Raw genomic sequence first — 24,974 nt, 5'->3', positions numbered from 1 at the left:
AACGCAGGAAAGACTCTCCCATGCAGCAAAGCGCCGTCGACGCCGTGATCCGCGGCCTCAAGCGCGCAGGCGTCTCGATCGTCTGCTACCTGCCGGATTCGCTCTTCAAGGAGCTCTATCCGGCGCTTGATGCCGATCCCGACATCCGCACCATCCGCGTCACCAACGAGGGCGAGGGCGCGGCGATCTGCGGCGGCGTATTCCTGTCGGGCAAGCGCGCGGCGCTGGTGATGGAGAACTCGGGCCTGCGCGCCTCGGTCGAACCGCTCGCCCGGATGGGGCTCGGCGCCGGCATCCCGGTGGTGATGCTGATGAGCTATCGCGGCGACATGGGCGAGAACAACTGGTGGGCGGTGCCGCATGGGGTGACGATGGAGCCGGTGTTGCAGGCGCTGCGCATCCCCTATGTGGTCGAGCGCGAGGAAGCCCGGATTGAGCAGGCGATCGTCGACGCCTACGAGCTGGCCTATGCCAGCTATTACCACACCGCGGTGGCGCTGTCGGGGAGCATCGTGCGATGAAACGCTTTGACTGCATGACGAAACTGGCCGCGATGCTGTCGGACGAGCTGGTGATCCTGTCGCTCGGCGCCTCGGTCGACGAATGGTACAACGCCGCCCCGCACATGCGCGCGGCCAGCCTGTTCCAGCAGCAGCTGGGCTGTGTCACGCCGCAGGCCTTCGGTCTGGCGGCGGGGCTGCCGCATCGCCGCATCGTCTCGCTCGACACCGACGGCGGCATGATGTTCAACCTCGGCATCCTCGCCACGCTGGGCAACGAGCAGCCGAAGAACCTCTTCGTCGTGGTCTGGGACAACGAGTGTTACCAGTCGATCGGCGGCCCGCCGACCCACACCGCCTTCGGCCGGGTCGACATCGCGGCGATCGCGCGCGGCGCAGGCGTGCCCCATGCCTATACCGCCCGCACCCTCGAGGAGTTCGAGGACCATTGCCGCAAGGGCCTTGCCGCGGCCGAGCCCTATATCGTCGTCGCCAAGGTCGCGGGCGCCGTGCAACCCGACATCCGCCGCAAGCACTCCGACGGGCGCGAGGACAAGTACATCTTCGTGCGCCATGTCGAGGCGAGCGAGGGGATCACCATCATGGGCCCCTCGGAGCACAACTGAGACGGCACGCTGGACAGAAGGCATGGGGGCAGAAGGCACGAGGGCGATGCAGGACAGCTTCGATTTCATCGTCATCGGCTCGGGCTCGGGCGGCGCGCCGGTGGCGCGGCGTCTGGCCGAGGCGGGCGCCGAGGTGCTGGTGCTCGAGGCCGGGCGCGACCCGAAGGGCGTGCGCGAGATCGAGGACCCGTCGAGCTGGTTCGGGTTGCAGCGCAGCGCCTGGGACTGGGCGCACGACTATGCCCCCGTCCCCGAGGTGCTGGGCCGCACCATCGCCATTCCGCGCGGCAAGGCCGTGGGCGGCTCCTCGGCCACCAATGCGATGATGTGGTATCGCGGCACCCCCGCCGACTATGCCCGCTGGGACGCCGAGGCGCCGGGCTGGTCCTTCGACGAGGGCCTGCCCTTCCTGCGCCGCGCCGAGAACTGGGCGGGCGGCGCCACTGACCTGCGCGGCACCGGCGGCCCGCTGTCGATCGAGCGCTCGAGCACCGAGCACCCGCTGACCCGCGCGATGCTGGCGGGCGGGCGCGCGATGGGGCTGCCGGACCTCGCCGATCCGAACGGGCCCGAGCCCCTCGGCGTGGCGCTTGGCAATTTCAACCTGAAGGACGGGCGGCGCTGGACCTCGGCCGACGGCTATCTGCGGCCGATGCTGGGCCGCGGCGTGACGCTGATCCCCGAGACCCGGGCGCTGGACCTCGTCTTCACCGGCGACCGTGCGACCGGGGTCGAGACCACGGCCGGCCGTTTCACCGCGCGCCGCGGCGTGATCCTTGCCGCCGGCGCCTTCGAGACGCCGCGGCTGCTGACCCTTGCCGGCATCGGCCCCGAGGCCGAGCTCGCCCGCCTTGGCCTTGCCTGCCGGGTGCGGGCCGAGGGCGTGGGCCAGAACCTGCAGGACCACCCGTTGCTGCGCGCGCTGAATTTCCGCCTGACCGAACCCTTCGGCCCGATGCAGGGGAACGGCGGCGGCACGCTGACGATCTGGAAATCCGACGCCAGCCTTCCCGAGGCGGACCTGCTCGCCTTCCCGATCCAGGGCCGCTCGGGGGTGCCCGCGCTGATCGAGCACTACCGCCTGCCCGATCAGGGGCCGCTCTTCGCCATTGGCCTCGGCGTGATGCGGTCGTGGTCGCGCGGGCGGCTGCGGCTGACCGGCACCGGGGTCGACGACCCGCTCGACATCCGCCCCGGCCTGCTCACCGATCCGCGCGATCTCGTGGCGATGAAGCGCGGCGTCGAGGCGCTGCTCGACATGGTCACGGGCCCGGCCTTCGCCGGCCTCTTCGCGGGCTTTGCCGCGCCCGAGGGGCGGCTCACGGGCGACGCACTCGACACTTTCGTGCGGCGCGGCTGCTCGACCTTCTTTCACTGCTGCGGCACGGCGCGGATGGGGGCCTCGGACGAGGCCCCGGTCACCTCGCGCCTTGCCGTCCGGGGCACGCGCGGGCTGTGGGTGGCGGATGCCTCCGTCATCCCGGTGATCCCCGCCTGCCACACCCACGCCCCCGTGACCCTGATCGGCGAACGCGCGGCGACGTTCATTCTGGAGGACGCATGACCGACCTGATCCTGACCGCCGATGCCGTGGTGACGATGGATGCCGCGCTGCGGGTGATCGCCAGGGGCGCGGTCGTGGTGCGCGGCGACACCATCGCCGCCGTTGGCCCCGCCGACGAGATCCTTGCCGCCCACCCCGGCGCCAGGGTCAAGCCGATGGGCCGCGCCGTGCTGATGCCCGGGCTGATCAACGCCCATGCCCATTCGGGCTTCCTGCGCGGCACCGCCGAACACCTGCCGGTCTGGGACTGGCTGACGCTGCACATCAACCCGATGCACCGGATGCTGCGCCCCGAGGAGGCCGAGGCGGCAAGCTATCTGTGCTATGCCGAAAGCCTGCTCTCGGGCACCACCACCGTCGTCGACATGTGGCGCTTCATGGAGGGCTCGGCCAAGGCCGCCGAGGTGATGGGCAACCGGCTGATCGCCGTGCCCTATGTGGGCGAGCACCCCGATTACGACTATTTCGACCGGCTCGACATGAACGAGGCGCTGATCCAGCGCTGGAACGGTGGCGCGGAGGGCCGGGTCTCGGTCTGGGTCGGGCTCGAGCATCTCTTCTATGCCGACGAGGCCGGGCAGCAGCGCGCCATCGACATGGCGAAGAAATACGACGTGCCCTTCCACACCCACTGCTCGGAGGCCGAGATCGAGGTGGCCGAGTTCCACCGCCGCTATGGCCGCCGCCCGATGGAGGTGTTCCGCGATCTGGGCTTCTTCGAGACCCGCCACGCGATGTTCGCCCATGCCGTCTGGCTCGACCGCGACGAGGTCGGGATGATCGCGGGCCACAATGTCTCGGTGGCGCATAACCCGGTGTCGAACATGAAGCTCGCCTCGGGCATCGCGCCGGTGGCCGAGATGCTGGAGATGGGCGTGCCGGTCGGGCTTGGCACCGATGGCGAGAAGGAAAACAACAACTTCGACATGTTCGAGGAGCTGAAGACCGCCTCGCTTCTGGGCAAGCTGCGGCACCGCGACGCCGCGGCGATGGACAGCTGGACGGCGCTGCGCATGGGCACTTCGCTTGGCGCGAAGGCGGTGGGGCTCGGCGAGGTCACCGGCGCGCTTGAACCCGGCAAGAAGGCCGACATCATCGCGGTGCGCGCCGACACGCCGCGGATGACGCCCTTCCTGCCCGATGGCGAGTGGTTCAACCTGCAGCACAACCTTGTACATGCGGTGCGCGGCTCGGACGTGGCGATGACCATGGTCAATGGCGCGATCGTCGTCGAGGATGGCGAACTCAAGACCGGCGACATGGGCGAGATCATCGCCCGCATCGACCGCCTTGCCCCCGGCCTTTTCACCCGCCGCAAGGCGTGGCTCGCCGAGAATGCCTCGAAACAATGGACCGATGCCTGAGGAGGCCACGATGAGCGCCACGCAAGATCCCGTCGCCCTGAACGCCTGGTACGCGGTCGCCACGCTTGCCGACCTCGACCGGGTCGAGGACACGAAACTGCTGGGCCACCCAATCACCATCGGGCCGGGCCGGCAGGTGACATCAGGGGCGCGCGCCCTGCCGGTGCGCGAGAAATTCGGCTGTCTGTGGACCACGCTCGGCACCCCCGGGCGCGAGATCTTCGACATCGCCGAAGCCGGGGAACCCGACCGCCGCTTCGTCCCCTGCGGTTGGGTGACCATGCGGGCCTCGGGGCTGAGGGTGGTCGAGAACTTTCTCGACATGGCGCATTTTCCCTTCGTGCACACCGACATCCTCGGCTCCGAGCCGCACACCGAAGTGCCCGGCTACAAGTCCGAGATCCGCCGCGAGGTCGACGAGGTCTGGGCGACGAACTGCACCTTCTTCCAGCCGCAGATGACCAGCACCCGGCCCGAGGGCGAATTCGCCCGCCTGACCTATCGCGTGCCCGATCCCTTCGTCGTCATGCTCTATCGCGTCTGCCCCTCGGCCCCCGAGCGGCAGGATGCCATCGCGCTTTTCATCCACCCGATCGAGGCCGGGCTGTGTCGGGCGCAGCCGGTGATGTATCTGCTCGACCAGCAGGCGACGCAGACCCAGCTTCTGCGCTTCGAGCAGGTGATCTTCCTGCAAGACCGGATCATCGTCGAGAACCAGCGCCCGCTGCTGCTGCCGCTGGAACCGCGGGCCGAGATCCCGACCCGCGCCGACAGCTCCTCGATCGCCTATCGCCGCTGGCTGAAGGAGAAGGGGCTGACCTTCGGCACCACCGCCGAACCCGTCGCGATGGCCGCCGAATGAGCGTCACCCGCGCCGCGACGCTCGACGACGCGCTCGCCCGCATCGCCGCAGGGGCGCGCCCGGTCGCGGGCGGCACCGCCTTTCGTCTGGATGCGGCGGCGGGCAAACCTGTGCCCGCGGATCTGGTCGACATCGGCGCGCTGCTGCCGAAAGGCATCGCGAAAAACCGGATCGGCGCGGGAACCGATCTCGAAACCCTGCGTTGGGAGTCAGTGCCGCTTCTGAGCGCGGCGGCGGCCGATGTGGCCGCCCCGAACATTCGCCGTCTGGCGACGCTCGGCGGCACCATCGGCTGGCGGGCGGGGTGCCTTCTTCCTGCCCTTCTTGCGCTTGATGCGCAGGTCGGGACCACTCACGGCCCCCGCCCGCTCGCCGACTGGCTCGCCCGGCCCGAGGGGCTGGTGCTGTCCGTCACCGTCTTGCCGCTTGCCCGGCAGATCTGGCGCAAGACCGGGCTGAGGGCGGGCTTCTGCCCCTCGATCATCGCCGCGGCGGGCTCGTTCAGCATGGAAGACGGCCGCATCACCGCTGTGCGGCTTGCGGTCGGCGGCGGCGCGGTCGCCCCCGCGCGCCTGCCGGAAACCGAGGGCTGGCTGCTCGGCCGGCCGCTCGCCACGCTCGACCGCGCGGCGCTCGGCGCCCGGATCGAGGCCGAGATCGCCGCCCCCGACTGCGCCTTCCGCAGCGCCCGCTACCGCCGGCGCGTGGCGGCGAATGCACTGGTCGCGGGGCTGGTCGGGCTGGCGCCGCTGCGCCGCCCCGCGCGCCCGCGCCCTGCCCCGGCGCCGCTGCCAGACCTGACCGAGCTGAGCCGCACTGCCGGCGAAGACCGCTGGCACATGCGCGAGGACATGCCCGCCAAGGTGCGCGGCACGCTCGCCTACATGACCGACGTCCGGGCCGAGGGGATGCTGGTCGGCCGCATCCTGCGCGCCGCCCATCCCCATGCCGAGATCCTCGCGATCGACACCACGGCCGCCGAGACCCTGCCCGGCGTGCGCGCCGTCGTCACCCATCGCGACGTGCCCGGGCTGAATGCCTTCGGCATCCTGTTGCAGGACCAGCCGGCGCTCTGCGCCGACCGGGTGCGCTATCTCGGCGATGCGGTCGCCGCGGTGGCGGCGATCGATGCCGAGACCGCCGAGCGCGCGCTGTCGCTCATCCGCGTCGACTATCGCCCGCTGCCCTTGGTCGAGGACATGGAGGCGGCGCTTGCCCCCGGGGCGCCCGCCCTCCATGCCGCCGGCAATCTGGTGACCGAAGTCGGGCTGAGCCGCGGCGATCTGGCCGCGGGCTTTGCCGGCGCCGCGCATGTGGTCGAGGACACCTATGTCACACCGCGCCAGATGCACGGTTTCATGGAGACCGAAGGGGGCTGGGCCGCGCCCGAGGGCGAGGGCGTGATCGTCTGCGCGGGCGGTCAGCACGGCGCGCGCGACCGGATGCAGCTGGCCCGCATCCTCGCCCTGCCCGAGGACCGGATCCGCGTCGTCACCTCTCCGACCGGCGGCGCTTTCGGCGGCAAGGACGAGCTGACCGTGCAGCCGGCGCTCGCACTTCTGGCGCTGAAGGCCCGCGTCCCGGTGCGCCTGCATCTGAGCCGCGCCGAAAGCGTGCTTGCCGGGACCAAGCGCAACCCCTTCGTGATCCGCATGCGCACCGGCTGCGACGCAGAGGGGCGACTGGTGGCGCAAGAGGTCGAGGCGCTGGCCGACAGCGGCGCCTATGCCTCGCTCTCGCCGGGCGTTCTGGAAACCGCGATGGAGCACGCGGCCGGCCCCTATCGGGTCGAGAACATCCGCACTCATGGCCGGCTCGCCTATACCAACAACGGCACCGGCGGCGCCTTCCGCGGTTTCGGCGCGAACCAGATGAGCTATGCGATCGAGTGCCAGATTGACCGGCTTGCAGCACTGTGCGGGCTCGACCCGGTCGAGATCCGGCGCCGCAACCTGCGCCGGGCGGGCGAGCCGGGCTTCCTCGGCCAGAAAGTCGCGCCGACCGAGAAGCTGTCCGAGATGCTCGATGTCGCCGCGGCCTCCACTCTGTGGGCGCCCGCCGCGGTCCGCGCCGACGAGGTCACCGGCACCGGCATCGCGCTGAACTATCAGGGCAACGGTCTTGGCACGATCCCGACCGACGAGGCCCGTTTCGAGATCCGGCTCGAAGGCGGCAGGATCCGCGTCTTCACCGGGCTCGACGAGATCGGTCAGGGCATGGTGGCCTCGGTCCATGCCGCGGTGGCCGAACGGCTGCACTGCGCACGCGCGGACATCGAGGTGATCTTCGGCGACACCGGCACCGCGCCCGACAGCGGCTCGACCACCGCCTCGCGCGGCGGCTATGTCGTGTGGCGCGGCGTCGAGGAGACGGCGCCAGCGCTGGCCGAAAAGATCCTCGTGCAGGCCTCCCTGCGGCTTGGCCTGCCCGCGGACCGGCTGCGCATCGTGCCGGGCGGGGTCCAGGCCGAGGGCGGCAACCACAGCCCCACCCTCGCCTTTTCCGCGCTGGCGCCCGAGCGCGCCGAGACCTTCTTCGCCTTCCCGAAAAGCGACTACCGCGCCGGCAATGCGCGCTTCATCTTCGCCTATGGCGTCACCCTCGCCCGTGTCGCGATCAGCCGGGTGAGCGGCGCGGTGCGGGTGCTCGACCTCGAGATCCACACCGCCGCCGGCAAGGTGATCGACATGGCCTCGTATCTTGGCCAGATGGAGGGCGGGCTGGTGCAGGGCCTTGGCTTCACCCTGACCGAGGACATGCCGATGACGGGCGGGAGGCCGCTTGCGCGCAACTTCGACAGCTATCTGATGCCCACGGTGCGCGACGTGCCCGAGCGGATGCGGGCGACGGCACACGAACCGCTCGACCCCGCCGACCCCTTCGGCCCGCGCGGGGTGGGCGAGCTTGGCATCGGCGCGGTGACGCCGGCGATCGCGAATGCCGTCGCCGATGCGCTTGGCGCCTGGCCCGCGACCGCGCCCTTCCCGCCCGAAACCCTGCTTGCGATGCTGGAGGCCGCCCGATGAGCCCGCCCCTCGCCTTCACCCTGAACGGCGCCCCGGCGACGATCGACGCCGAGGAAACCCTGCTCGATGCGCTGCGCGAGCGGCTTGGCGCGACCGAGGTCAAGGCGGGTTGCGCCATCGGCCGCTGCGGCGCCTGCACGGTGCTTCTGGACGGCGCCGCGGTGAACGCCTGTCTGCTCTCGGGCTGGCAGGTTGCGGGCCGCGCGATCACCACCATCGCCGGGCTTGCCGCCCTGCCCGTGGGCGAGACGCTCGCCGCCGCGATGGAGGAGGAAAACGCCTTCCAGTGCGGCTATTGCGCGCCCGGCATGATGATGTCGCTGGCGGGGCTGCTCGCGGCCCGCCCTTTGCCCGATGACGCCCGCATTGCCGAGGCGCTCGAGGGCAACCTGTGCCGCTGCACCGGCTACCACTCGATCCTGCGCGGCGCGAGAACCGCCCGCGACCGCCTGAAAGACCTGCCATGACCCTGAGCCTCATCCCCCATGCCCCGAAGACCGAGGGCGCGCGCGCCTTTCTGCAGGGCGGCGCGAAGAAGATCCTGATCGACGGCGAATGGATCGCCACCGCCGCGACCTTCGAGACCACCGATCCGGCGACCGGAGCCCCCCTTGCCACGCTCGCCCGTGCCGGCGCGGCCGAGGCCGAGGCCGCCGTTGCCGCGGCCCAGGCGGCGCTTTCCCGCCCCGACTGGGCCCGGATGCTGCCGATGGCGCGCGGCGCGCTACTGTGGAAGATCGCAGATGCGATCGAGGCGCACGCCGACGAACTGGCCGAGCTTGAAAGCCTCGATCAGGGCAAGACCTTCGCCACCGCCCGCTTCGGCGAGATCCCGGGCGCCATCGCGCAGTTCCGCTATTATGCGGGCTATGCGAGCAAGATCCTCGGCACCGCGATCACCCCCTCGATCGGCTATGCGCCTGCCGGCAAGCAGGTGATGGCCTACACCCGGCGCGAGCCGATCGGCGTGGTGGCGGCGATCACGCCGTGGAACTCGCCCCTGCTGATGGCCGCGATGAAGCTGGCACCGGCGCTGTGCGCGGGCTGTACCGTGGTGCTGAAACCGGCCGAGGAGACCTCGCTCACCGCGATCCGGCTGTGCGAGCTGATGCTCGAGGCGGGGCTGCCCGCGGGCGTCGTCAACCTGCTGACCGGCTTTGGCGCCGAGGTGGGCGATGCGCTGGCCCGTCACCCCGGCGTCGCCAAGGTCGCCTTCACCGGCTCGACCGAGGTCGGGCGGATCCTGCTCGGCTCGGCCCGCGGCAATCTGAAGAAGCTGACGCTGGAGCTCGGCGGCAAGTCGCCCGCGATCGTGATGGCCGATGCCGACCTGTCGCTCGCCATCCCCGGCGTCGCACGCGGCATCTTCGCCAATTCCGGGCAGGTCTGCGTTGCCGGCTCGCGCGTCTATGTGCAGCGCAAGCTCTACGAGGCGATGGCCGAGGGGCTGGCGCGCGAGGCGGGGCGGCTGCGGCTTGGCCACGGGCTCGACCCGGCGTCGGACCTCGGGCCCCTCGTCAGCCCGGACCAGGCGGCGCGCGTCGCGGCCTATGTCGCGGGCGGGCGCGCCGCGGGGGCGGAGGTGCTGGCGGGCGGCACGGGCTTTGCCGAGGCACCGGCCTTCTTCGCGCCGACGGTCGTTGCCGGCGTCACCCCCGACATGGCGCTGATGCGCGAGGAGATCTTCGGCCCGGTCACCGCGATCACCCCCTTCGACGAGCCCGAGGAGGCACTGGCGCTCGCCAATGACACCGACTACGGCCTTGCCGCCTCGGTCTGGACCGAAAGCCTGAGCGCCGCGCACCGGATGGCGGCAGCGGTGCGGGCGGGCACGGTCTGGGTGAATTGCCACAGCTACTTCTCGCCCGAGCTGCCGAAGGGCGGGATGAAGACCTCGGGCTGGGGGGTGGAGAACGGGCCGAACGGGCTCGAGAACTACCTCGAGACGAAGACCGTCTGCATGGTGGTCTGAGCCCGGCTCAGGCCAAGGAGCCGCGCCGCGCCGGCGGTTTGGCCGGTGCCTCCCCGGCGTCGCCGTCCCAGTCCATGGCAAGACCGAGCGCCCCCGTGCCTGCGGTTGCGGGCGGGGCGGCGGAGCGGGCGGCAAAGGGGCTCGGCCCCGGCTCGAACGGCGGCGCGGAGGTCATCTTCAGCGGTTTCACCGCCTGTGGCGGCGCCGCCTCGTCCTCGTCGGAGGACAGCCGCAGCGCGCGGAAACCGCGGTGCTGGCCAAGTCGCGCCGGGGCAAGCCGCCGCCCCCCCGCCCCCTCGAGCGACAGCCGTTCGAGCGCATCCTCGGGCAACGGGATCTGGGTGCCGGAAGCGAAGGCCATCACCGCGGCAAGCGGCAGGGTGACGCGGTGCAGCACCGCCTCGAGCACCGCCTGCGTGCCCATCACCGTGCCCTCCATCCGCCGCGCCCAGTCGGCCGCCCCGGCCGCATCGCCGTCTGGCGCGGGGGCGACATGCGTCGCCGGCTCGGCCGCACGCCGCACCGGCTGCCGCCGGAACCGGCCCTGCGCCGGCACCGCCCACAAAAGCCCCGCCGGTCGCCCCGGGGGCGGGCCGAGCAGCAGATCAAGCTGCCACACCCGATAGCCCAGATCCTCGAGCAGCAGACCAAGCGGGCGCGGATCGTCAAGATGCGAGGCATAGCGATAGCCCCCCGCCCAGACCTGCTCCTCCATCCCCTCGAGTCCCTCCTCGACCCCTTCGAGGAAGGCATCGACGAACGCCGCGGCCATCGCCGCATCGACCCGGGTCGGGCGGCGCGGCGGTGCCGCGGCGCGCCCGACCCGACCGGTCATCTGCACCTCGATCAGCGTCGCGAGCGTCGCGGGCGGCAGGGCCAGCAGGCCGAGCGTCTCCTGCGGCCCCTCGATCAGCGCAAGCAGCGACAGCTCCTCAAGCAGTTCCGGCAGGTCGGCCAGCGTCATCCGCCGCTCGCGGATCGCGTGCACGGCGAGCGGCAAATCGAACATCTCGCCGGCCGCGCGCGACAGCGCCTGCGAGATCGCCCGCTCGGCCGTCATCGGCGGCGCGCCGGGCTCGCACCGCCCCGCCTCTGCCTTGCGCGCCAACAACGACCTGTCCTGCGCCTGCGCCGCCATCCGCCCGATCCGCCCCGCCTTTGCCCGCGCCGCACGGGCGCCTTCGCCGGCCAGAATGCGCCCCTCAGGGTTTACAAATCATTGAGAGACGACGGGATTTCGCCACCTCAGGCGGCATCGCCCTCACGCCGGCGCAGCGGCAGGGTGACGCGGAAGGCGGCCCCGCCCTGCCCCGGCAGATAGTCGATGCTGCCGCCCAGATTGGCCATGATCTCGCGGCAGATCGCCAGCCCCAGCCCCGCGCCGCCGGCCTTCGAGGTGTCGGTGAGGCGCGAAAACTTCTCGAAGATCAGCGCCTGGCTTGCCTTCGGGATGCCCGAGCCATTGTCGATGAAGTCGATCTGCACCTTCTGGCCGCGCCGCTTCACCTCGATGCGCAGCACCGCGCGCTCGGCATCGCAATACTTGCGGGCGTTCGAGACGAGGTTGATGAACACCTGCACCAGCCGGTCGGTGTCGGTGAAGATCGGCACGTGCTCGGCCGGGAAGTCGCGCTCGAGGCGGAGGTCGCGCTCGGGGCGGGTGTTCGAGGCGGCGGCGACGGCGCGGTCGATCAGGTCGTGCAGGTTGGCGACCGAGACGGTGAGCTGCGCCTTGCCATGCTCGAGCACGGAAAGGTCAAGCAGGTCGTCGAGCAGCCGGGTCAGCCGACGTGCCTCCTCGTGGATGATCTCGGCATATTGCGCGCGCAGCGCCTCGGGCAGATCCGGCTCCATCAGGATCTCGGAAAAGGCGCGGATCGAGGTCATCGGCGTACGCAGCTCGTGGCTGATCTGACCGAGGAAGGCGTCCTTCTGCACCGACAGCGAGGTCAGCTTCTCATTCGCCTCGCGCAGCGCGCGCGCGGTGCGGGCCAGCTCTTCGGACTTCGCCTCGAGGCGGGCCGAATATTCCTTGATGTCGGCGGCCTCGCCGGCCACGGCGATCAGGTCCTGCACGCTGACCGAGGCGCCGCCGATAAGCTGCGCGATCATCGCATGCGCCGTCGCCGCACCGACCGAGCCTGCCAGCTGGCGCTCGAGCCTTGCCAGAAACTCGGGCGTCGGGTCGGGCAGGAAGCCCGCCTTGCCCTGCGCTGCCGCCTGGGTCTGGAAGAACTGCTGTGCCTCCTCGGCGCCCAGGATGCGCTGCGCCATGCTGAGCAGATCCTCGGCCTCGGCCTGACCGCGCGACCAGCTGCGCGCGCCCTGGCCCTGATCGAAGACATTGACGAAGGCCACGCCCTGCAGCCGCTCCATCGGTCCCGGGAAGCTGGTCATCGAGAAGACGAGGAAGGCGAGCGTGTTCACCAGCAGCGACCAGAACAGCGCATGCAGCAGCGGGTCGAGCCCCTCGAGCCCGAAGAGCGCCTGCGGCCGCAGCCAGGAAATGCCGAAGGGCCCCTCTGCCAGCAGCCCCGCCGACATCAGCCCGCCGCCGCCGAAGGAGGGCAGGAAAAGCGCGTAAAGCCAGATCGCGAAACCGCTCACCAGCCCCACCGTCGCCCCGACATGGGTCGCGCCGCGCCAGAACAACCCGCCGATCAGCGCCGGCAGCACCTGTGCGGTGCCGACGAAGGCAATCAGCCCGATCGCCGCGAGCGCCTCGGCCCCGCCCGAAAGGTGATAATAGAGATACCCCATCGCCAGTACCGCGCCGATCGACAGTCGCCGGCTGGTCAGCACGAGGCCGCGCACGTCGCCCTGCTGCGCCCGGCCCGAGCGCAGCGCCAGCCACAGCGGCGTGACGATGTGGTTCGACACCATCGTGGCCAGCGCGATCGCCGCCACGATCACCATCGAGGTGGCCGAGGAAAAGCCACCGAGGAATGCCAGCAACGCGAGCCGCCCCTGCCCCTCGGCCAGCGGCAGCGTCAGAACGAACAGGTCTGGGTTCGCCCCCGCCGGCAGCCGCTCGAGCCCGAGGACCGCAATCGGCACGACGAAAAGGCTCATCAGCATCAGATAGGCCGGGAAGGCCCAGCTTGCAGTCGCCAGATGGCGTTCCTCGACATTCTCGACGACCAGCACCTGAAACATCCGCGGCAGGGTCAGCACGGCGGCGGCCGAGACGAAGGTCAGCCCGGCAAAGCGGCCCGGGCGCAGGTCCCAGCCGGCAATCGGCGAGGCGTCGATGCGGGCAAGCACATCGGCCGGCCCGTCGGCGATGCCCCAGACGACGAAGACGCCGACCGCGACCAGCGCCAGCAGCTTCACCACCGCCTCGAGCGCGATCGCCATGACGACGCCGTGGTGGCGCTCGTTCGCATCGAGGTTGCGGGTGCCGAAGAGGATGGTGAAAAGCGCGAGCCCCCCCGCGATCCACAGCGCCGTCGAGCCCTGATCGGGCAGCGCCCAGCCCTCGGGCGTCTCCGCGGCAAAGACCCCGAAGCTCAGCGTCACCGACTGCAGCTGCAGTGCGATATAGGGCGTGGCGGCGGCCACCGACATCAGCGTGACGATGACGCCGAGCAGGTTCGACTTGCCATAGCGGCTGGAGATCAGGTCGGCGATCGAGGTCACCCGCTGCGCCCGGCCGATCCGCACCAGCTTGCGCAGGAGCGCCCACCAGCCGACGAAGACCAGCGTCGGGCCAAGGTAGATGGTGGCAAATTCGAGCCCCGAGCGCGCCGCATAGCCCACCGCGCCATAGAAGGTCCAGGCGGTGCAATAGATCGACAGCGACAGGGTATAGACCCAGGGGCTGCGCAGGAACCGCAGCCGGCCAAGGCGCGCCCGCCGCTCGGCGACGAAGGCCACGGTGAAGAGGAGGATGACGTAACCAAGGCTGACCGCGACGAGACTGTCGAAGGGCATCTCAGCCGTCCTCGCCCGGCCCGGTGCCCAGCGGCGGCCCGCCCACCGCCTCTTCCTCGGCCTCGAGCGCCGGGCCAAGGCCGCGGGCCAGGCCGAAGGCCGCAAGGATCAGCCCGCTCCAGACGAGGAAGAGATAGATCCCGCCCGCGCCGGTGCCGGGCCAGTCGCTGCCGTCCGAATGCCACAGCCCGGGCAGCAGCAGCAGCACCGCACCGAGGAGCGGCAGCACGCGACCGCCGTCCATCATCCGCCGGCGGCGGTAGGACCGGCGGGCAAGGAACAACGGCTGGCCGGCGCCGCGCGGCATCAGCGCTGCCCCGGCCCGGCGACCGCGGCCGCGGCACCGCCCGGGGTGCCGGCCCCGGCGATCGCCTCGAGCGCGGCGACGACATCGGCATTGGCGAAGGGTTTCGCCAGAAAGGCGGTGGCGCCGGCCTGCTCGGCCGCCTCGCGGTCGCGCGCCTGACCGCGGGCGGTCAGCATCAGCACCGGCGTTGCGGCAAGGCGCGGATCGGCGCGCAGATCGGTCAGGATCTCGAGCCCTGAGCGGCCGGGCAGCATCAGATCGAGGATGACGGCCTCGGGTCGCAACTCGGCAATGCGCGCGAGCGCCTGCGCCCCGTTCGCCTCGAGCATGACCTGCCATCCCGCACGTCCGAGGATGAACCGGATCGCCTCGGCGATATGCGGCTCGTCCTCGATCAGCAGCACCTGACGTTGCGCCATCCTGTGCCTCCTCTCCCCCTCGGCCGACTATCGCGGGCCGGGGCCGTGCTGTCAAACGGCGCGCGGTCGGGGGGCTCAACGTTCGGGCAGGATCGAGGGCTCGCGTCGCCCCGGACAGCCCGCGCGCGGACAGATCCGGCACGAGCTGCCAACCGCGCGCTCGTTCCCCTCGCGCCCGGGCGGGGCGGGCAGAAGCAGCATCATCGCCTCGCGCAGCACCGGCCCGTCGAAGCCGCCGACCGGGTGCTGGGTGCACCAGGCATAGGCGAGGAAACGCGCCGGCAGCCGGCCGGCCATGTCGATCACCGCGCGCACCGGCTGCGCCGGGCGGGCCAGCGCCTCGTAGAGCGGCCAGAGCGGGCAGGCGGCGCCGAAGCGCGGCGGGGCAAAACCCGGCACCGGCCGGCGCAGGGTCAGCGTGCCCGAGCCGTCGCAGGCGACAAGCCCCGCCGGCACCCGCCCGGGCAGGCCGGGCGGCAGCGTGGCAAGGCGGCGAAAGACCATCCCGACCGGCACGCCAAAGCGCGCGGCCAGCAGCCCCGGTTCGGGCCCGAGCTCGGCCAGCGCATCGGAGAACGCCGCCAGCGGCAGCGCCCGCGCCTCGGCCGCCGCGCGGGCAACATGGGCGAGCGCCAGCTCGCGCGCCGCGGCCGAGGCGAGTTCCGGCACCCCCTCGATCAGCGCCTCGGGCGCCGGCGGGGCGTCGGTTTCGAGCTCGGCCAGATGCCAGTCGCGCCCGGCCAGCCAAGTCTCGAGCTGTTCGAGCGGCGCGGCAAGACCGGTCTCGGCAGTCTCCATTTCATCAAGATAGCCCACCAGCGATTCCGCCGTGCCCGACAGCCGCAGGCTTTCCTCGGCCATGGTGCGCAGGAAGCGGTTGCGCCATTCCGGCTCGATGTCCTCGGTCTCGGCCAGGATCGCCGCGGTCGAGCGCAGCGAGGTCACCGCCGAGAGCACCTCATGCAGATTGTCGAGCAGGAACGGGTCCTGCGCCATCCGCTCGGCATAGGCCTCGACCACGCGTTCCAGCGCGCCGACGCGGGCCTGACGATCGGCCAGGACCGCGGCCCAGCCCGGGAATCGGCCGACGAATTCCTCGATGCGTTCAAGCTCGGGCCCGGCCTTCTCGGCCCCCACCGCGGCCTCGCGCAGCCCGTCGAAGAGCACCGCCTCGGCCCCTTCCGAAAGCGCCACCGGCTCGACCCCGAGGGCGCGTGCAAGCGTCTCGAGCAGGTCATCGCCGACGCGGCGGCGGTTGTGCTCGATCAGGTTCAGATAGGCCGCGGAAATGCCGACGCTGCGGGCAAGGTCGGCCTGCTTCACATGCAGCGCCGTGCGCCGCTCGCGGATCCGCGTGCCGGTGAGGGCGGAACGGGCCACGGCCACCTCCCTTCGTGTCCATGCCCGGAATTTACAGGCAATAGACTGTCTGCAAAAGCATTTTACGCATGATGGCGGCGGTTTTCAGGCCTGCACGGGAAAATGCCGCGCCGTTGCTGGCAAGTGCAACGGAACCCCGCCCCGCCCTGCTGCGTTGCGGCGCAAAGGAGGGAACATGGGCAAGACAATGACGGCCGACCTAGAAACCCTGATCGCGCGGGCCGGGGTGTGGCTGCCCGGTTGGGCGGTCTCGGCGCTGGTGCTGGGCGCGGCGCTGATGCTGGCGCTGGCGGTCTGGCGGCTGGTCTTCGGGGCGCTGCACCGGCTGGTGGCGGGGCGGGATCTGTTCTGGCGCTCGCTCGTCGGACGGGGCGCAGCGCCCTTGCGGCTGGTCCTTGCCATCGCCGCGCTGCGCTTCGCGCTGTCGCTCGCACCACTCGGGGCAACCGTGGCGGCGGGGCTCGCGCAGCTTCTGCTGGTCGCCTTCATCCTGTGCCTCGCCTGGATCGCCTGGACCGCGCTTTCGATCTGGACGACGCTGCACCTGCGCCGCTTCAAGCTGGATGCCGAGGACAACCTGCTGGCCCGCAAGCATGTCACGCAGACCCGCATCCTGATGCGGGTCGCCAAGGTGGTGCTGATCCTGTTCGCCACCGCCGCGGCGCTGATGACCTTCGAGCCGGTGCGGCAATACGGCGTCTCGCTGCTGGCTGCGGGCGGCGCGGCGGGCATCGTCGTGGGCCTTGCGCTGCAACCCGTGCTGAAGAACCTGATCGCCGGCATCCAGCTTGCCATCACCCAGCCGATCCGCATCGACGACGCCCTCATCGTCGAGGGCGAATGGGGCAATGTCGAAGAGATTTCGTCGACTTACGTCGTGATCCGGTTGTGGGACTGGCGCCGCCTCATCGTGCCGCTGAGCTATTTCATCGAGCAGCCGTTCCAGAACTGGACCCGCGAGAGCGCCGAGCTGATCGGCACCGTGCTGCTCTATCTCGACCACCGCGCCCCGGTCGGGGAGATCCGCACCAAGGGGCGCGAGCTGGCCGCCGCCTCGCCCCTGTGGGATGGCAAGGTCTATGCGCTGCAGGTCACCGATTTCCGCGAGTGGGTGATGGAGGTGCGCGTGCTCGTCTCGGCCCGGACCGCGCCGCGCGCCTTCGACCTGCGCTGCGAGATACGCGAGAAGCTGATCGGCTGGCTGCAGGAGGACCATCCCGACGCCCTGCCCCGCACCCGCGAGGAGATCGCCGTCACCGCGGCCCGCCCGCCCTTCGCCGAAGAGCCGGGCTAATCCTCGAGGCTGCCGAACCGCGCGCCATAGTTCATCGCACGGCGGGTGCAGCGGTCGAGCGCATAATCGAACCAGGCGCGGTCCCGCTCGTGCGAAGCCTTCAGATCGGCGCCGAGCTTCGCCCGCCCGGCGACGATCGCGCGGCCCATGCCGTCGACGTCGAGCTTTCGCAGCCGGCCGATCCAGAATTGCGCCGCCTCGTCCTGCAAGCTACCGACCGGGGCGCCCGCGGGCAGGTATTCCTGAGCAACGGCCAGACAATAGCCCGCCTCGACCGCCTCGGTCGGGGTGTCGAAAAGATACCCCGGCGGCGCGGCGAACTGGCTTTTCCACACCGCCCAGAACAGCCCCGCCACGACGACGACAAGCAGCCCGCCCCCCGTCCAGAGCAGCGGCGCCGGCAGATCCTCGTCGGTCACATAGGTGCGGGTCATCGGCGATCCTCCGGCCCCGAGATCAGCACAGAGGGGTTAAGGAATCGGCCATGAAAAAAGGGCGCCCCGAAGGGCGCCCCAGATCCGCGCGGGCCGTGCTTACTTCAGCGCCGCGTCGGTGATCTCGAGCGTATAGGCCCCTTCCGGCGCCTTCGAGATGACCGGGTCCGAGCCGCCGGCCAGCAGGATCTTCACCGTGCGCTCGTAATCCGCCGGATCGAGCGCGCCGTTCGAGCCCATGGTCAGCTTGGCGATCTCGCCCATCATCCGCTTCTGGTGCTTTTCGGTCTGCGCGCCCGACTCGTCGTTCTCGAGCACAATCTCGGCCGCCTCGTCGGGGTTCGCCTCGGCGTATTTCCAGCCCTTCATCGAGGCGCGGACGAACTTGACCATCTTGTCCTTGAAGGCAGGGTCCTTGAGCTTGTCTTCCATGACATACAGCCCGTCCTCGAGCGTGGCGACGCCCTCGTCCTCGTACTTGAAGGTGACGAGATCCTCGGGGGTCAGCCCGGCGTCGATCACCTGCCAGTATTCGTTATAGGTCATCGTCGAGATGCAGGCGGCCTGCTTTTGCAGCAGCGGATCGACGTTGAAGCCCTGCTTGAGCACCTTCACGCCCTCGGCCGAACCGTCGGTCGGGATGCCGAGCGTCGCCATCCAGCTCAGGAACGGGTATTCGTTGCCGCCGAACCACACGCCCAGCGTCTTGCCCTTGAAGTCCTCGGGCCCCTTGATCCCGGTTTCCTTGAGGCAGGTCAGCATCATGCCCGAATGCTTGAAGGGCTGGGCGATGTTGACGAGCGCGAGCCCCTTCTCGCGCGCGGCCAGCGCCGAGGGCATCCAGTCGACGGTGACATCGGCGCCGCCGCCGGCCATCACCTGGGTGGGCGAGATGTCCGGGCCGCCCGGCATGATGTCGACGTCGAGCCCCTCTTCCTTGTAGAAGCCCTTGTCCTTGGCCACGTAATAGCCCGCGAACTGGGCCTGGGTGACCCATTTCAGCTGCAGTTTGACCTCTTCGGCCGACACGCCCCCCGCCATCAGGGCCAGCGCCGCCGCACCGATCAGAAATTTCTTCATCGTCGTCTCCACAGTTGAACCCGGGTGTTTCCCCGGTGTTGAAAAACTCATTTCACGCGCTGCGAGGGGTGCCAGAAGGTCACCGCCTTCTCGATCAGCACCATCATCCCGAAGAAGCCCGACCCGGCGAGGGCCGCCACCGCAATCTCCGACCAGACGAGCGGCATATCAAGCTGCCCCACCGCGGTCGAAATGCGGAAGCCCATGCCCCGCGTCGGGCTGCCGAAAAATTCGGCAACGATTGCGCCGATCAGCGCCAGCGTGGTGGCGATCTTCAGCCCGTTGAACAGGAAGGGCATCGCCGCCGGCAGGCGCATCTTCAGCAGGCTCTGCCGGTAGGTGGCGGAATAGGTCTGCATCAGGTCGCGCTGCAGCGCATCGGTGGCGGCAAGCCCCGCGACCATGTTCACCAGCACCGGGAAGAACACCATCACCACCACCACGGCCGCCTTCGACTGCCAGTCGAAGCCGAACCACATCACCAGGATCGGCGCGATGCCGACGATCGGCAGGGCGGCGACGAAATTGCCCACCGGCAGCAGCCCGCGCTGCAGGAAGGGCGAGCGGTCGACGGCGATCGCCACCAGCACCGCCGCGCCGCAGCCGATGACATAGCCCGCCAGCGCCCCCTTCAGGATGGTCTGGGCGAAATCGCCCCACAGCAGCGCAGTGCTTTCGGCAAAGCGCGCCGCGATCATCGAGGGCGGCGGCAGGATCACCGGGCTCACCCCCAGCCCGGTCACCACGCCCTGCCACAGCACGAGCAGGGTGATGCCGAAGAGGACCGGCACGAAGATCCGCGCCCAGCGGGCCCCGCCCCAGCGGTTGGCGATGGTCGCGTTCAGCGCCGAGGTCGCGATCCAGAAGGCGAGTGCCGCCCAGCCCTGCCAGCTCATCGTGCCATCCCCATGCGTTTGAGCGTCACCGCCTCGAGCGCGCCGACCACGGCCACCAGCGCCGCCGCGAGCAGCGCCGCGGCAAAGAGCGCGGCCCAGATCTGGATCGTCTGGCCGTAATAGCTGCCCGAGAGCAGCCGCGCGCCCAGACCCGCCGTCGCGCCCGCCGGCAGCTCGGCCACGATCGTGCCGACCAGCGCCGCCGCGACCCCGACCTTCAGCGAGGCGAAGAGATAGGGCATCGAGGACGGCAGCCGCAGCTTCCACAGCACCGCCGCGCGCGGCGTGTTGTAGGTGCGCAGCAAGTCGAGCTGCATCCCGTCGGGCGCGCGCAACCCCTTCACCATGCCGACAAGGATCGGGAAGAAGCTGAGATAGGCCGCGATGATCGCCTTCGGCACCAGCCCCTTGATGCCGAGCGAGGCGAGCACCACGATCACCATCGGCGCAATTGCCAGGATCGGGATGGTCTGGCTGGCGATCGCCCAAGGCATCACCGACATGTCCATGGCCCGGCTGTGCACGATGCCGATGGCCAGGATCAGCCCCGCCGCCGTGCCCAGCACGAAGCCCGCCATCGTCGCCGAGAGCGTGACCCAGCCATGATAGACGAGCGAGCGTTTCGAGGTGATCTTCTGCCCCGCGACGCCGTCCCACAGCCCGGCCAGCACCTGATGCGGCGCGGGCAGGACCGGGCGCTCCTGCGCCATGGTCTCTGAGATCAGCTGCGCGGTCGTCACCTCGGTGCCCGCCCGCGCCGCCTGGTCATAGACCCATTTCGAATTCAGCCAGACCGCCGCACCATACCACAGCACGACAATGGCGGCGACAACGGTCAGCACCGGCAGGATCCGGTTCATCGCATCTCTCCCCCTGCGCCGCGTTCAGACCTCATAGGCATGCCCCGCCCGCAGCCCCTCGCGCACCCGGTGCGCGATCTCGAGGAATTCGCGGCTGTCGCGGATCTCGAGCGGCCGCTCGCCGCGCGGCAACGGGCTGTCGATGACGTCGGTGATCCGGCCCGGACGCGGGCTCATCACCACGATCTTCGTCGACAGATAGACCGCCTCGGGGATCGAATGGGTGACGAAGCCGATGGTCTTGCCGGTGCGCGACCAGAGCTTGAGAAGCTCCTCGTTCAGCCGGTCGCGGACGATCTCATCGAGCGCGCCGAAGGGTTCGTCCATCAGCAGGATCTCGGCGTCAAAGGCGAGCGCGCGCGCGATCGAGGCACGCTGCTGCATGCCGCCCGAGAGCTGCCAGGGGAACTTCTTGCCAAAGCCCTTGAGGTCGACCAGCTCGAGCACCTTCTCGACCCGCGCCTCCTGATCGGGCTTCGGATAGCCCATGATCTCCAGCGGCAGGCGGATGTTGCCGGCGATGGTGCGCCACGGATAGAGCCCCGCCGCCTGGAACACATAGCCATAGCTGCGTTCGCGGCGCGCGTCGTCGGCGCTCATGCCGCGCACCTTCAGCGTGCCGCCGGTCGGCGTTTCCAGCGCCGCGATGCAGCGCAGGAAGGTGGTCTTGCCGCAGCCCGAGGGCCCGATGAAGGAGACGAACTCCCCCTTCGCAACCTCGAGGTTCACATCGCGCAGCGCCTGCACGGGGCCGTCGTTCGTCTGGAAGACGAGATCGACGCCCCGCGCCTCGATGATCGGGATCGCCGCCATCACACCCCCGAGGCCGGAATGCCGGCACGCGCGACCGGGCGCGGCGCGGTGAGCTCCTTCCAGGTCGAAAGCGCGCGGTTGACCGTGCCGTTCGGCGCGCGCGCCACGAATTCGCCATGCCCCTCGGGTGCCAGCACCTTGCCATCGGCATAGGCGAGCAGACCCCGCGACAGGGTGTAGCGCGGCAGGCCGTGCACCTCGATGCCCTCGAAGACGTTGTATTCGATCGCCGATTGCTGGGTCTTGGCAGAGATCACCTTCGACGCCTTCGGGTCCCAGACCACGAGATCAGCGTCCGAGCCGACCAGCACCGCGCCCTTCTTCGGATAGCAGTTCAGGATCTTGGCGATATTGGTCGAGGTCACGGCGACGAATTCGTTCATCGTGATCCGGCCGGTGTTCACGCCCTTCTCCCACAGCACCGGCATCCGGTCCTCAAGGCCCCCGGTGCCGTTCGGGATCTTGGTGAAATCGCCGACGCCATAGCGCTTCTGCTCCACGGTGAAGGCGCAATGGTCGGTGGCGACACAGCTCAGCGTGCCCGACGCAAGGCCCGCCCACAGGCTGTCCTGATGCTTCTTGTTGCGGAAGGGCGGCGACATCACCCGGCCCGCGGCGTGATCCCAGTCGGGGTTCGCATATTCGCTTTCATCAAGCGTCAGATGCTGGATCAGCGGCTCGCCCCAGACCCGCTTGCCGTTCATCTTGGCGCGGCGGATCGCCTCGTGCGCCTCCTCGCAGGAGGTGTGCACGACATAAAGCGGCACCCCCGCCATGTCGGCGATCATGATCGCGCGGTTCGTCGCCTCGCCCTCGACCTGGGAGGGGCGCGAATAGGCATGCGCCTCGGGCCCGGTGTTGCCCTCGGCCAGGAGCTTCGCCGACATCTCGGCGACGATATCGCCGTTCTCGGCATGGACGAGCGGGATCGCCCCCAGCTCGGCACAGCGCTTGAACGAGGCGAAGAGCTCGTCGTCATTCACCATCAGCGAGCCCTTGTAGGCCATGAAGTGCTTGAAGGTGGTGATGCCGAGGCCGACGACCTCCTTCATCTCCTCGAAGACCTGCTCGCCCCACCAGGTCACCGCCATGTGGAAGGAATAGTCACAGCGCGCCCGCGCCGACTTGTTGTGCCAGGCCTTGTAGGCATCAAGCAGGCTCTGCCCCGGCGCCGGCACCGCAAAATCGACGACCATCGTCGTGCCGCCCGCCAGCGCCGCGCGCGTGCCATAGTCGAAATCATCGGCCGAGAAAGTCCCCATGAAGGGGAATTCCAGATGGGTATGCGGGTCGATGCCGCCGGGCATGACATAGCAGCCCTCGGCCTCGAGCACCTCGTCGCCCGCCAGATCCGGCCCGATCCCGATGATCTTGCCGCCCTCGATCAGCACGTCGGCCTTATAGGTCAGATCGGCGGTGATGATGGTTCCGTTCTTGATGACTGTGGTGGTCATGGATAACTCCCTGAAAGCCGTTGCTTTCATCTTGGCCCAAATACCTCGGGGGTCCGGGGGCGGCGCCCCCGGCCGTTTTCTCAGGCGACGACTTCCGCCGTCTCGAGCACCGCATGCAGCAGCACATCCGCGCCGGCGGCGGCCCAGTCGGGGCTGATCTCCTCAGCCTCGTTGTGGCTCAGACCGTCGACGCAGGGGCACATGATCATCGTGGTCGGCGCCACCTTGGCGGCCCAGCAGGCGTCGTGGCCGGCGCCCGAGACGATGTCCATGTGGCTGTAACCAAGCTTTTCCGCCGCCGCGCGGACCCGGCCCACCAGCTCGGGGGTGAAGGTCACCGGGTCGAAATGGCCCACCGCCTCGACCGCGCAGCCCACGCCCAGCTCGGCGCAGATCGCCGCGGCGCGGGTCTCGATCGCGGCGCGCATGGCGTCGAGCTTTTCCTGGTCGACGGTGCGGATGTCGACGGTGAAGACCACCGTGCCGGGCAGCACGTTGCGCGAATTCGGCGAGAAGGTCACCTGCCCGACGCCGCCCACGGCGTTCGGCTGGGCGGCCATCGTCACCTCCTGCACCATCTCGAAGATCCGCGCCATCGCGAGGCCCGCGTTCACCCGCATCGCCATCGGGGTCGAGCCGGTGTGCGCCTCCTTGCCGGTCAGGGTGAACTCGAGCCACCACAGCCCCTGGCAATGGGTGACGACGCCGATCGTCTTCTCCTCGGCCTCGAGGATCGGGCCCTGTTCGATGTGATATTCGAAATAGGCGTGCATCTTGCGCGCGCCGACCTCTTCGCCGCCCTTCCAGCCGATCCGCTCGAGCTCGGCGCCATAGGTCTTGCCCTCGAGATCCTTGCGGCCATAGGCGTAGTCGAGCGTGTGCACGCCGGCGAAGACGCCCGAGGCGAGCATCGCCGGGGCGAAGCGCGCCCCCTCCTCGTTCGCCCAGTTCGTCAGCACGATCGGATGCTTCGTCCTGATCCCCAGATCGTTCATCGTGCGCAGCGTCTCGAGCCCGGCCAGAACGCCCAGCACGCCGTCATACTTGCCGCCCGTCGGCTGGGTGTCGAGATGCGAGCCGATATAGACCGGCAGCGCGTCGGGCTCGGTGCCCTCGCGGCGCATGAACATCGTGCCCATCTTGTCGACGCCCATCGTCAGGCCCGCGGCCTCGCACCAGCTCTGGAACAGCGCGCGGCCCTCGGCGTCGGCGTCGGTCAGGGTCTGGCGGTTGTTGCCGCCGGCCACGCCGGGGCCGATCTTCGCCATCTCCATCAGGCTGTCCCACAGGCGTGCGGAATTGATGCGGAGGTTTTCTCCGGGTGCAGACATCTTGCGAACTCCCTGTCGACTGTGGGGCGTCTTGCCCTCTTGCGACGAATCTTTTTCTGACCGTATGGTCAGGTTGAGGGAGCCACGTCCTGACCATCCGGTCAACAAGATTTCCGCCGCAGGGGGCGCCGTGAACGAAACGACAGCAGCAGGACGCCCAAAAAATGGGCGCCGCACCGCGAACCGCAAGGCGAACGAGGAAACCATCCTGAAGGCGGCCGAGACCGTCTTCGCCGAGGCGGGCTTCGGCGGCGCGACGATGCAGCTGATCGCCGACATGGCGGGGCTGCCGAAAGCCAACCTGCATTACTATTTCGCCACCAAGGAGGCGCTCTATCGCGCCGTGGTCGAGCGCATCTTCCGGATCTGGCTGGCCGCGGCGAATGTGATGGACGATGCCGCCGGCCCGGCCGAGGGCATCGGCGCCTATATCGATGCCAAGCTCGAAATCTCGCGCCGGCATGCGAACGGCTCGAAGGTCTGGGCGTCGGAGGTGATGCATGGCGCGCCGGTGATTCAGGACTATCTGGAGACCACGCTGCGCGACTGGACGGCGGGGCGCGCAGCGGTGATCCGGCGCTGGATCGCCGAGGGCAAGATGGCCGAGGTGAACCCGGAGCACCTGCTCTACATGCTCTGGGCCTCGACCCAGCATTACGCCGATTTCGGCCACCAGATCGAGGTGCTGAACGGCGGCCCGCTGAGCGAGGCGGACTGGGCCGCGGCCAAGACCTCGGTCAAGGAGATCATCCTGCGCGGCATCGGCGCCGATCCGGCGCCCTGCCGCCATGAGCCCGATCCGTTGAACCCCCCGGAAACCTGAAGTATACCGCGAGGATCCGGAGGAGAGAACTTGGCC

The 24,974-nt window shown here is 69.7% G+C and carries 22 protein-coding genes; 10 read left to right on the top strand and 12 right to left on the bottom strand.

Translation table 11 applies throughout. The features are described from left to right. The first annotated feature begins 20 nt into the window (after positions 1–20). From EOW65_RS08980 to EOW65_RS08945, 8 genes are read left to right on the top strand one after another with little or no spacing between them, the layout of a single operon-like run. Complete coding sequence (locus EOW65_RS08980; RefSeq protein ID WP_113900952.1) at positions 21–521, top strand: thiamine pyrophosphate-binding protein; 501 nt, start codon at positions 21–23, stop codon at positions 519–521. Then, entirely contained in the window at positions 518–1,126 is a 609-nt protein-coding gene (locus EOW65_RS08975) for a thiamine pyrophosphate-dependent enzyme (protein ID WP_128148655.1), read from the top strand. The genes EOW65_RS08980 and EOW65_RS08975 overlap by 4 nt, the downstream gene beginning before the upstream one ends. A gap of 46 nt (positions 1,127–1,172) precedes the next feature. Further along, positions 1,173–2,690, top strand: a complete 1,518-nt coding sequence (locus EOW65_RS08970) for a GMC family oxidoreductase (protein ID WP_164880045.1) — start codon at positions 1,173–1,175, stop codon at positions 2,688–2,690. After that, complete coding sequence (locus EOW65_RS08965) at positions 2,687–4,054, top strand: amidohydrolase family protein (RefSeq protein WP_128148651.1); 1,368 nt, start codon at positions 2,687–2,689, stop codon at positions 4,052–4,054. Before EOW65_RS08970 ends, EOW65_RS08965 begins: the two co-directional genes overlap by 4 nt. A gap of 10 nt (positions 4,055–4,064) precedes the next feature. Then, entirely contained in the window at positions 4,065–4,916 is an 852-nt protein-coding gene (locus EOW65_RS08960; protein WP_128148649.1) for an aromatic ring-hydroxylating oxygenase subunit alpha, read from the top strand. Continuing rightward, positions 4,913–7,942, top strand: a complete 3,030-nt coding sequence (locus EOW65_RS08955; RefSeq protein ID WP_128148648.1) for a molybdopterin cofactor-binding domain-containing protein — start codon at positions 4,913–4,915, stop codon at positions 7,940–7,942. Before EOW65_RS08960 ends, EOW65_RS08955 begins: the two co-directional genes overlap by 4 nt. Next, positions 7,939–8,409 (top strand): (2Fe-2S)-binding protein, encoded by a 471-nt coding sequence (locus EOW65_RS08950; RefSeq protein ID WP_128148646.1) that lies wholly within the window; start codon positions 7,939–7,941, stop codon positions 8,407–8,409. The genes EOW65_RS08955 and EOW65_RS08950 overlap by 4 nt, the downstream gene beginning before the upstream one ends. Next, positions 8,406–9,914 carry an aldehyde dehydrogenase family protein gene (locus EOW65_RS08945; protein WP_128148644.1) on the top strand — a complete coding sequence of 503 codons (1,509 nt, stop codon included), beginning with the start codon at positions 8,406–8,408 and terminating at the stop codon, positions 9,912–9,914. Before EOW65_RS08950 ends, EOW65_RS08945 begins: the two co-directional genes overlap by 4 nt. A 7-nt stretch (positions 9,915–9,921) precedes the next feature. Here the strand turns inward: EOW65_RS08945 and EOW65_RS08940 are convergent, their stop codons facing one another. From EOW65_RS08940 to EOW65_RS08920, 5 genes are all read right to left on the bottom strand, one after another. After that, complete coding sequence (locus EOW65_RS08940) at positions 9,922–11,022, bottom strand: FliM/FliN family flagellar motor C-terminal domain-containing protein (protein ID WP_164880044.1); 1,101 nt, start codon at positions 11,020–11,022, stop codon at positions 9,922–9,924. Positions 11,023–11,159: 137 nt separating this feature from the next. Beyond that, a complete protein-coding gene (locus EOW65_RS08935; protein ID WP_128148640.1) occupies positions 11,160–13,847 on the bottom strand; it encodes an ATP-binding protein in 2,688 nt (895 codons plus the stop codon). Position 13,848: 1 nt separating this feature from the next. Then, positions 13,849–14,154: a hypothetical protein gene (locus EOW65_RS08930; protein WP_128148638.1), complete on the bottom strand. Its 306-nt coding sequence runs from the start codon at positions 14,152–14,154 to the stop codon at positions 13,849–13,851. Further along, positions 14,154–14,573, bottom strand: coding sequence for a response regulator transcription factor (locus tag EOW65_RS08925; protein WP_128148636.1), 420 nt, complete (start codon positions 14,571–14,573; stop codon positions 14,154–14,156). The genes EOW65_RS08930 and EOW65_RS08925 overlap by 1 nt, the downstream gene beginning before the upstream one ends. 75 nt (positions 14,574–14,648) lie before the next feature. Next, positions 14,649–15,953: a helix-turn-helix transcriptional regulator gene (locus EOW65_RS08920; protein WP_128148634.1), complete on the bottom strand. Its 1,305-nt coding sequence runs from the start codon at positions 15,951–15,953 to the stop codon at positions 14,649–14,651. 175 nt (positions 15,954–16,128) lie between these two features. Here EOW65_RS08920 and EOW65_RS08915 point away from each other — a divergent pair, with 175 nt between their 5' ends. After that, complete coding sequence (locus tag EOW65_RS08915; protein ID WP_206364039.1) at positions 16,129–17,247, top strand: mechanosensitive ion channel family protein; 1,119 nt, start codon at positions 16,129–16,131, stop codon at positions 17,245–17,247. Here the strand turns inward: EOW65_RS08915 and EOW65_RS08910 are convergent. The 7 genes from EOW65_RS08910 to EOW65_RS08880 all read right to left on the bottom strand — a co-directional run bounded on the left by EOW65_RS08910 (position 17,244) and on the right by EOW65_RS08880 (position 24,115). Next, positions 17,244–17,681, bottom strand: coding sequence for a hypothetical protein (locus EOW65_RS08910; RefSeq protein WP_128148632.1), 438 nt, complete (start codon positions 17,679–17,681; stop codon positions 17,244–17,246). The genes EOW65_RS08915 and EOW65_RS08910 overlap by 4 nt on opposite strands. A 99-nt stretch (positions 17,682–17,780) precedes the next feature. Further along, positions 17,781–18,761, bottom strand: coding sequence for an ABC transporter substrate-binding protein (locus EOW65_RS08905; RefSeq protein ID WP_128148630.1), 981 nt, complete (start codon positions 18,759–18,761; stop codon positions 17,781–17,783). A 47-nt stretch (positions 18,762–18,808) separates the two neighbouring features. Beyond that, positions 18,809–19,657 (bottom strand): ABC transporter permease, encoded by an 849-nt coding sequence (locus EOW65_RS08900; protein WP_128148628.1) that lies wholly within the window; start codon positions 19,655–19,657, stop codon positions 18,809–18,811. Beyond that, the gene (locus EOW65_RS08895) at positions 19,654–20,517 is read right to left on the bottom strand and encodes an ABC transporter permease (protein ID WP_128148626.1); all 864 of its coding nucleotides are present in this window, start codon (positions 20,515–20,517) and stop codon (positions 19,654–19,656) included. The genes EOW65_RS08900 and EOW65_RS08895 overlap by 4 nt, the downstream gene beginning before the upstream one ends. Before the next feature lie 24 nt (positions 20,518–20,541). After that, positions 20,542–21,330, bottom strand: coding sequence for an ABC transporter ATP-binding protein (locus EOW65_RS08890; protein ID WP_121533172.1), 789 nt, complete (start codon positions 21,328–21,330; stop codon positions 20,542–20,544). Further along, positions 21,330–22,784: a dihydropyrimidinase gene (gene hydA, locus EOW65_RS08885; protein ID WP_128148624.1), complete on the bottom strand. Its 1,455-nt coding sequence runs from the start codon at positions 22,782–22,784 to the stop codon at positions 21,330–21,332. The genes EOW65_RS08890 and hydA overlap by 1 nt, the downstream gene beginning before the upstream one ends. Before the next feature lie 80 nt (positions 22,785–22,864). Then, positions 22,865–24,115 carry a Zn-dependent hydrolase gene (locus EOW65_RS08880; protein WP_128148622.1) on the bottom strand — a complete coding sequence of 417 codons (1,251 nt, stop codon included), beginning with the start codon at positions 24,113–24,115 and terminating at the stop codon, positions 22,865–22,867. Between the two features lie 205 nt (positions 24,116–24,320). On the opposite strand from EOW65_RS08880, the gene EOW65_RS08875 reads away from it, so the two are divergent. Continuing rightward, complete coding sequence (locus EOW65_RS08875; protein ID WP_240664602.1) at positions 24,321–24,938, top strand: TetR/AcrR family transcriptional regulator; 618 nt, start codon at positions 24,321–24,323, stop codon at positions 24,936–24,938. Positions 24,939–24,974 lie beyond the last annotated feature (36 nt).

Source organism: Paenirhodobacter ferrireducens (assembly GCF_004022265.1).
GTDB lineage: Bacteria > Pseudomonadota > Alphaproteobacteria > Rhodobacterales > Rhodobacteraceae > Rhodobacter > Rhodobacter ferrireducens.
This window is presented reverse-complemented; position numbering and strand designations above follow the sequence as displayed.

What these genes read in the sequence shown, in the direction of transcription:
- EOW65_RS08950 (WP_128148646.1), top strand. Translation starts at nt 7,939, where the DNA reads ATGAGCCCGCCCCTCGCCTTCACCCTGAACGGCGCCCCGGCGACGATC.
- EOW65_RS08960 (WP_128148649.1), top strand. Translation starts at nt 4,065, where the DNA reads ATGAGCGCCACGCAAGATCCCGTCGCCCTGAACGCCTGGTACGCGGTC.
- EOW65_RS08975 (WP_128148655.1), top strand. Translation starts at nt 518, where the DNA reads ATGAAACGCTTTGACTGCATGACGAAACTGGCCGCGATGCTGTCGGAC.
- hydA (WP_128148624.1), bottom strand. Translation starts at nt 22,784, where the DNA reads ATGACCACCACAGTCATCAAGAACGGAACCATCATCACCGCCGATCTG.
- EOW65_RS08890 (WP_121533172.1), bottom strand. Translation starts at nt 21,330, where the DNA reads ATGGCGGCGATCCCGATCATCGAGGCGCGGGGCGTCGATCTCGTCTTC.
- EOW65_RS08965 (WP_128148651.1), top strand. Translation starts at nt 2,687, where the DNA reads ATGACCGACCTGATCCTGACCGCCGATGCCGTGGTGACGATGGATGCC.
- EOW65_RS08980 (WP_113900952.1), top strand. Translation starts at nt 21, where the DNA reads ATGCAGCAAAGCGCCGTCGACGCCGTGATCCGCGGCCTCAAGCGCGCA.
- EOW65_RS08905 (WP_128148630.1), bottom strand. Translation starts at nt 18,761, where the DNA reads ATGAAGAAATTTCTGATCGGTGCGGCGGCGCTGGCCCTGATGGCGGGG.
- EOW65_RS08930 (WP_128148638.1), bottom strand. Translation starts at nt 14,154, where the DNA reads ATGCCGCGCGGCGCCGGCCAGCCGTTGTTCCTTGCCCGCCGGTCCTAC.
- EOW65_RS08925 (WP_128148636.1), bottom strand. Translation starts at nt 14,573, where the DNA reads ATGGCGCAACGTCAGGTGCTGCTGATCGAGGACGAGCCGCATATCGCC.
- EOW65_RS08910 (WP_128148632.1), bottom strand. Translation starts at nt 17,681, where the DNA reads ATGACCCGCACCTATGTGACCGACGAGGATCTGCCGGCGCCGCTGCTC.
- EOW65_RS08935 (WP_128148640.1), bottom strand. Translation starts at nt 13,847, where the DNA reads ATGCCCTTCGACAGTCTCGTCGCGGTCAGCCTTGGTTACGTCATCCTC.
- EOW65_RS08970 (WP_164880045.1), top strand. Translation starts at nt 1,173, where the DNA reads ATGCAGGACAGCTTCGATTTCATCGTCATCGGCTCGGGCTCGGGCGGC.
- EOW65_RS08880 (WP_128148622.1), bottom strand. Translation starts at nt 24,115, where the DNA reads ATGTCTGCACCCGGAGAAAACCTCCGCATCAATTCCGCACGCCTGTGG.
- EOW65_RS08915 (WP_206364039.1), top strand. Translation starts at nt 16,129, where the DNA reads ATGGGCAAGACAATGACGGCCGACCTAGAAACCCTGATCGCGCGGGCC.
- EOW65_RS08955 (WP_128148648.1), top strand. Translation starts at nt 4,913, where the DNA reads ATGAGCGTCACCCGCGCCGCGACGCTCGACGACGCGCTCGCCCGCATC.
- EOW65_RS08895 (WP_128148626.1), bottom strand. Translation starts at nt 20,517, where the DNA reads ATGAACCGGATCCTGCCGGTGCTGACCGTTGTCGCCGCCATTGTCGTG.
- EOW65_RS08945 (WP_128148644.1), top strand. Translation starts at nt 8,406, where the DNA reads ATGACCCTGAGCCTCATCCCCCATGCCCCGAAGACCGAGGGCGCGCGC.
- EOW65_RS08900 (WP_128148628.1), bottom strand. Translation starts at nt 19,657, where the DNA reads ATGAGCTGGCAGGGCTGGGCGGCACTCGCCTTCTGGATCGCGACCTCG.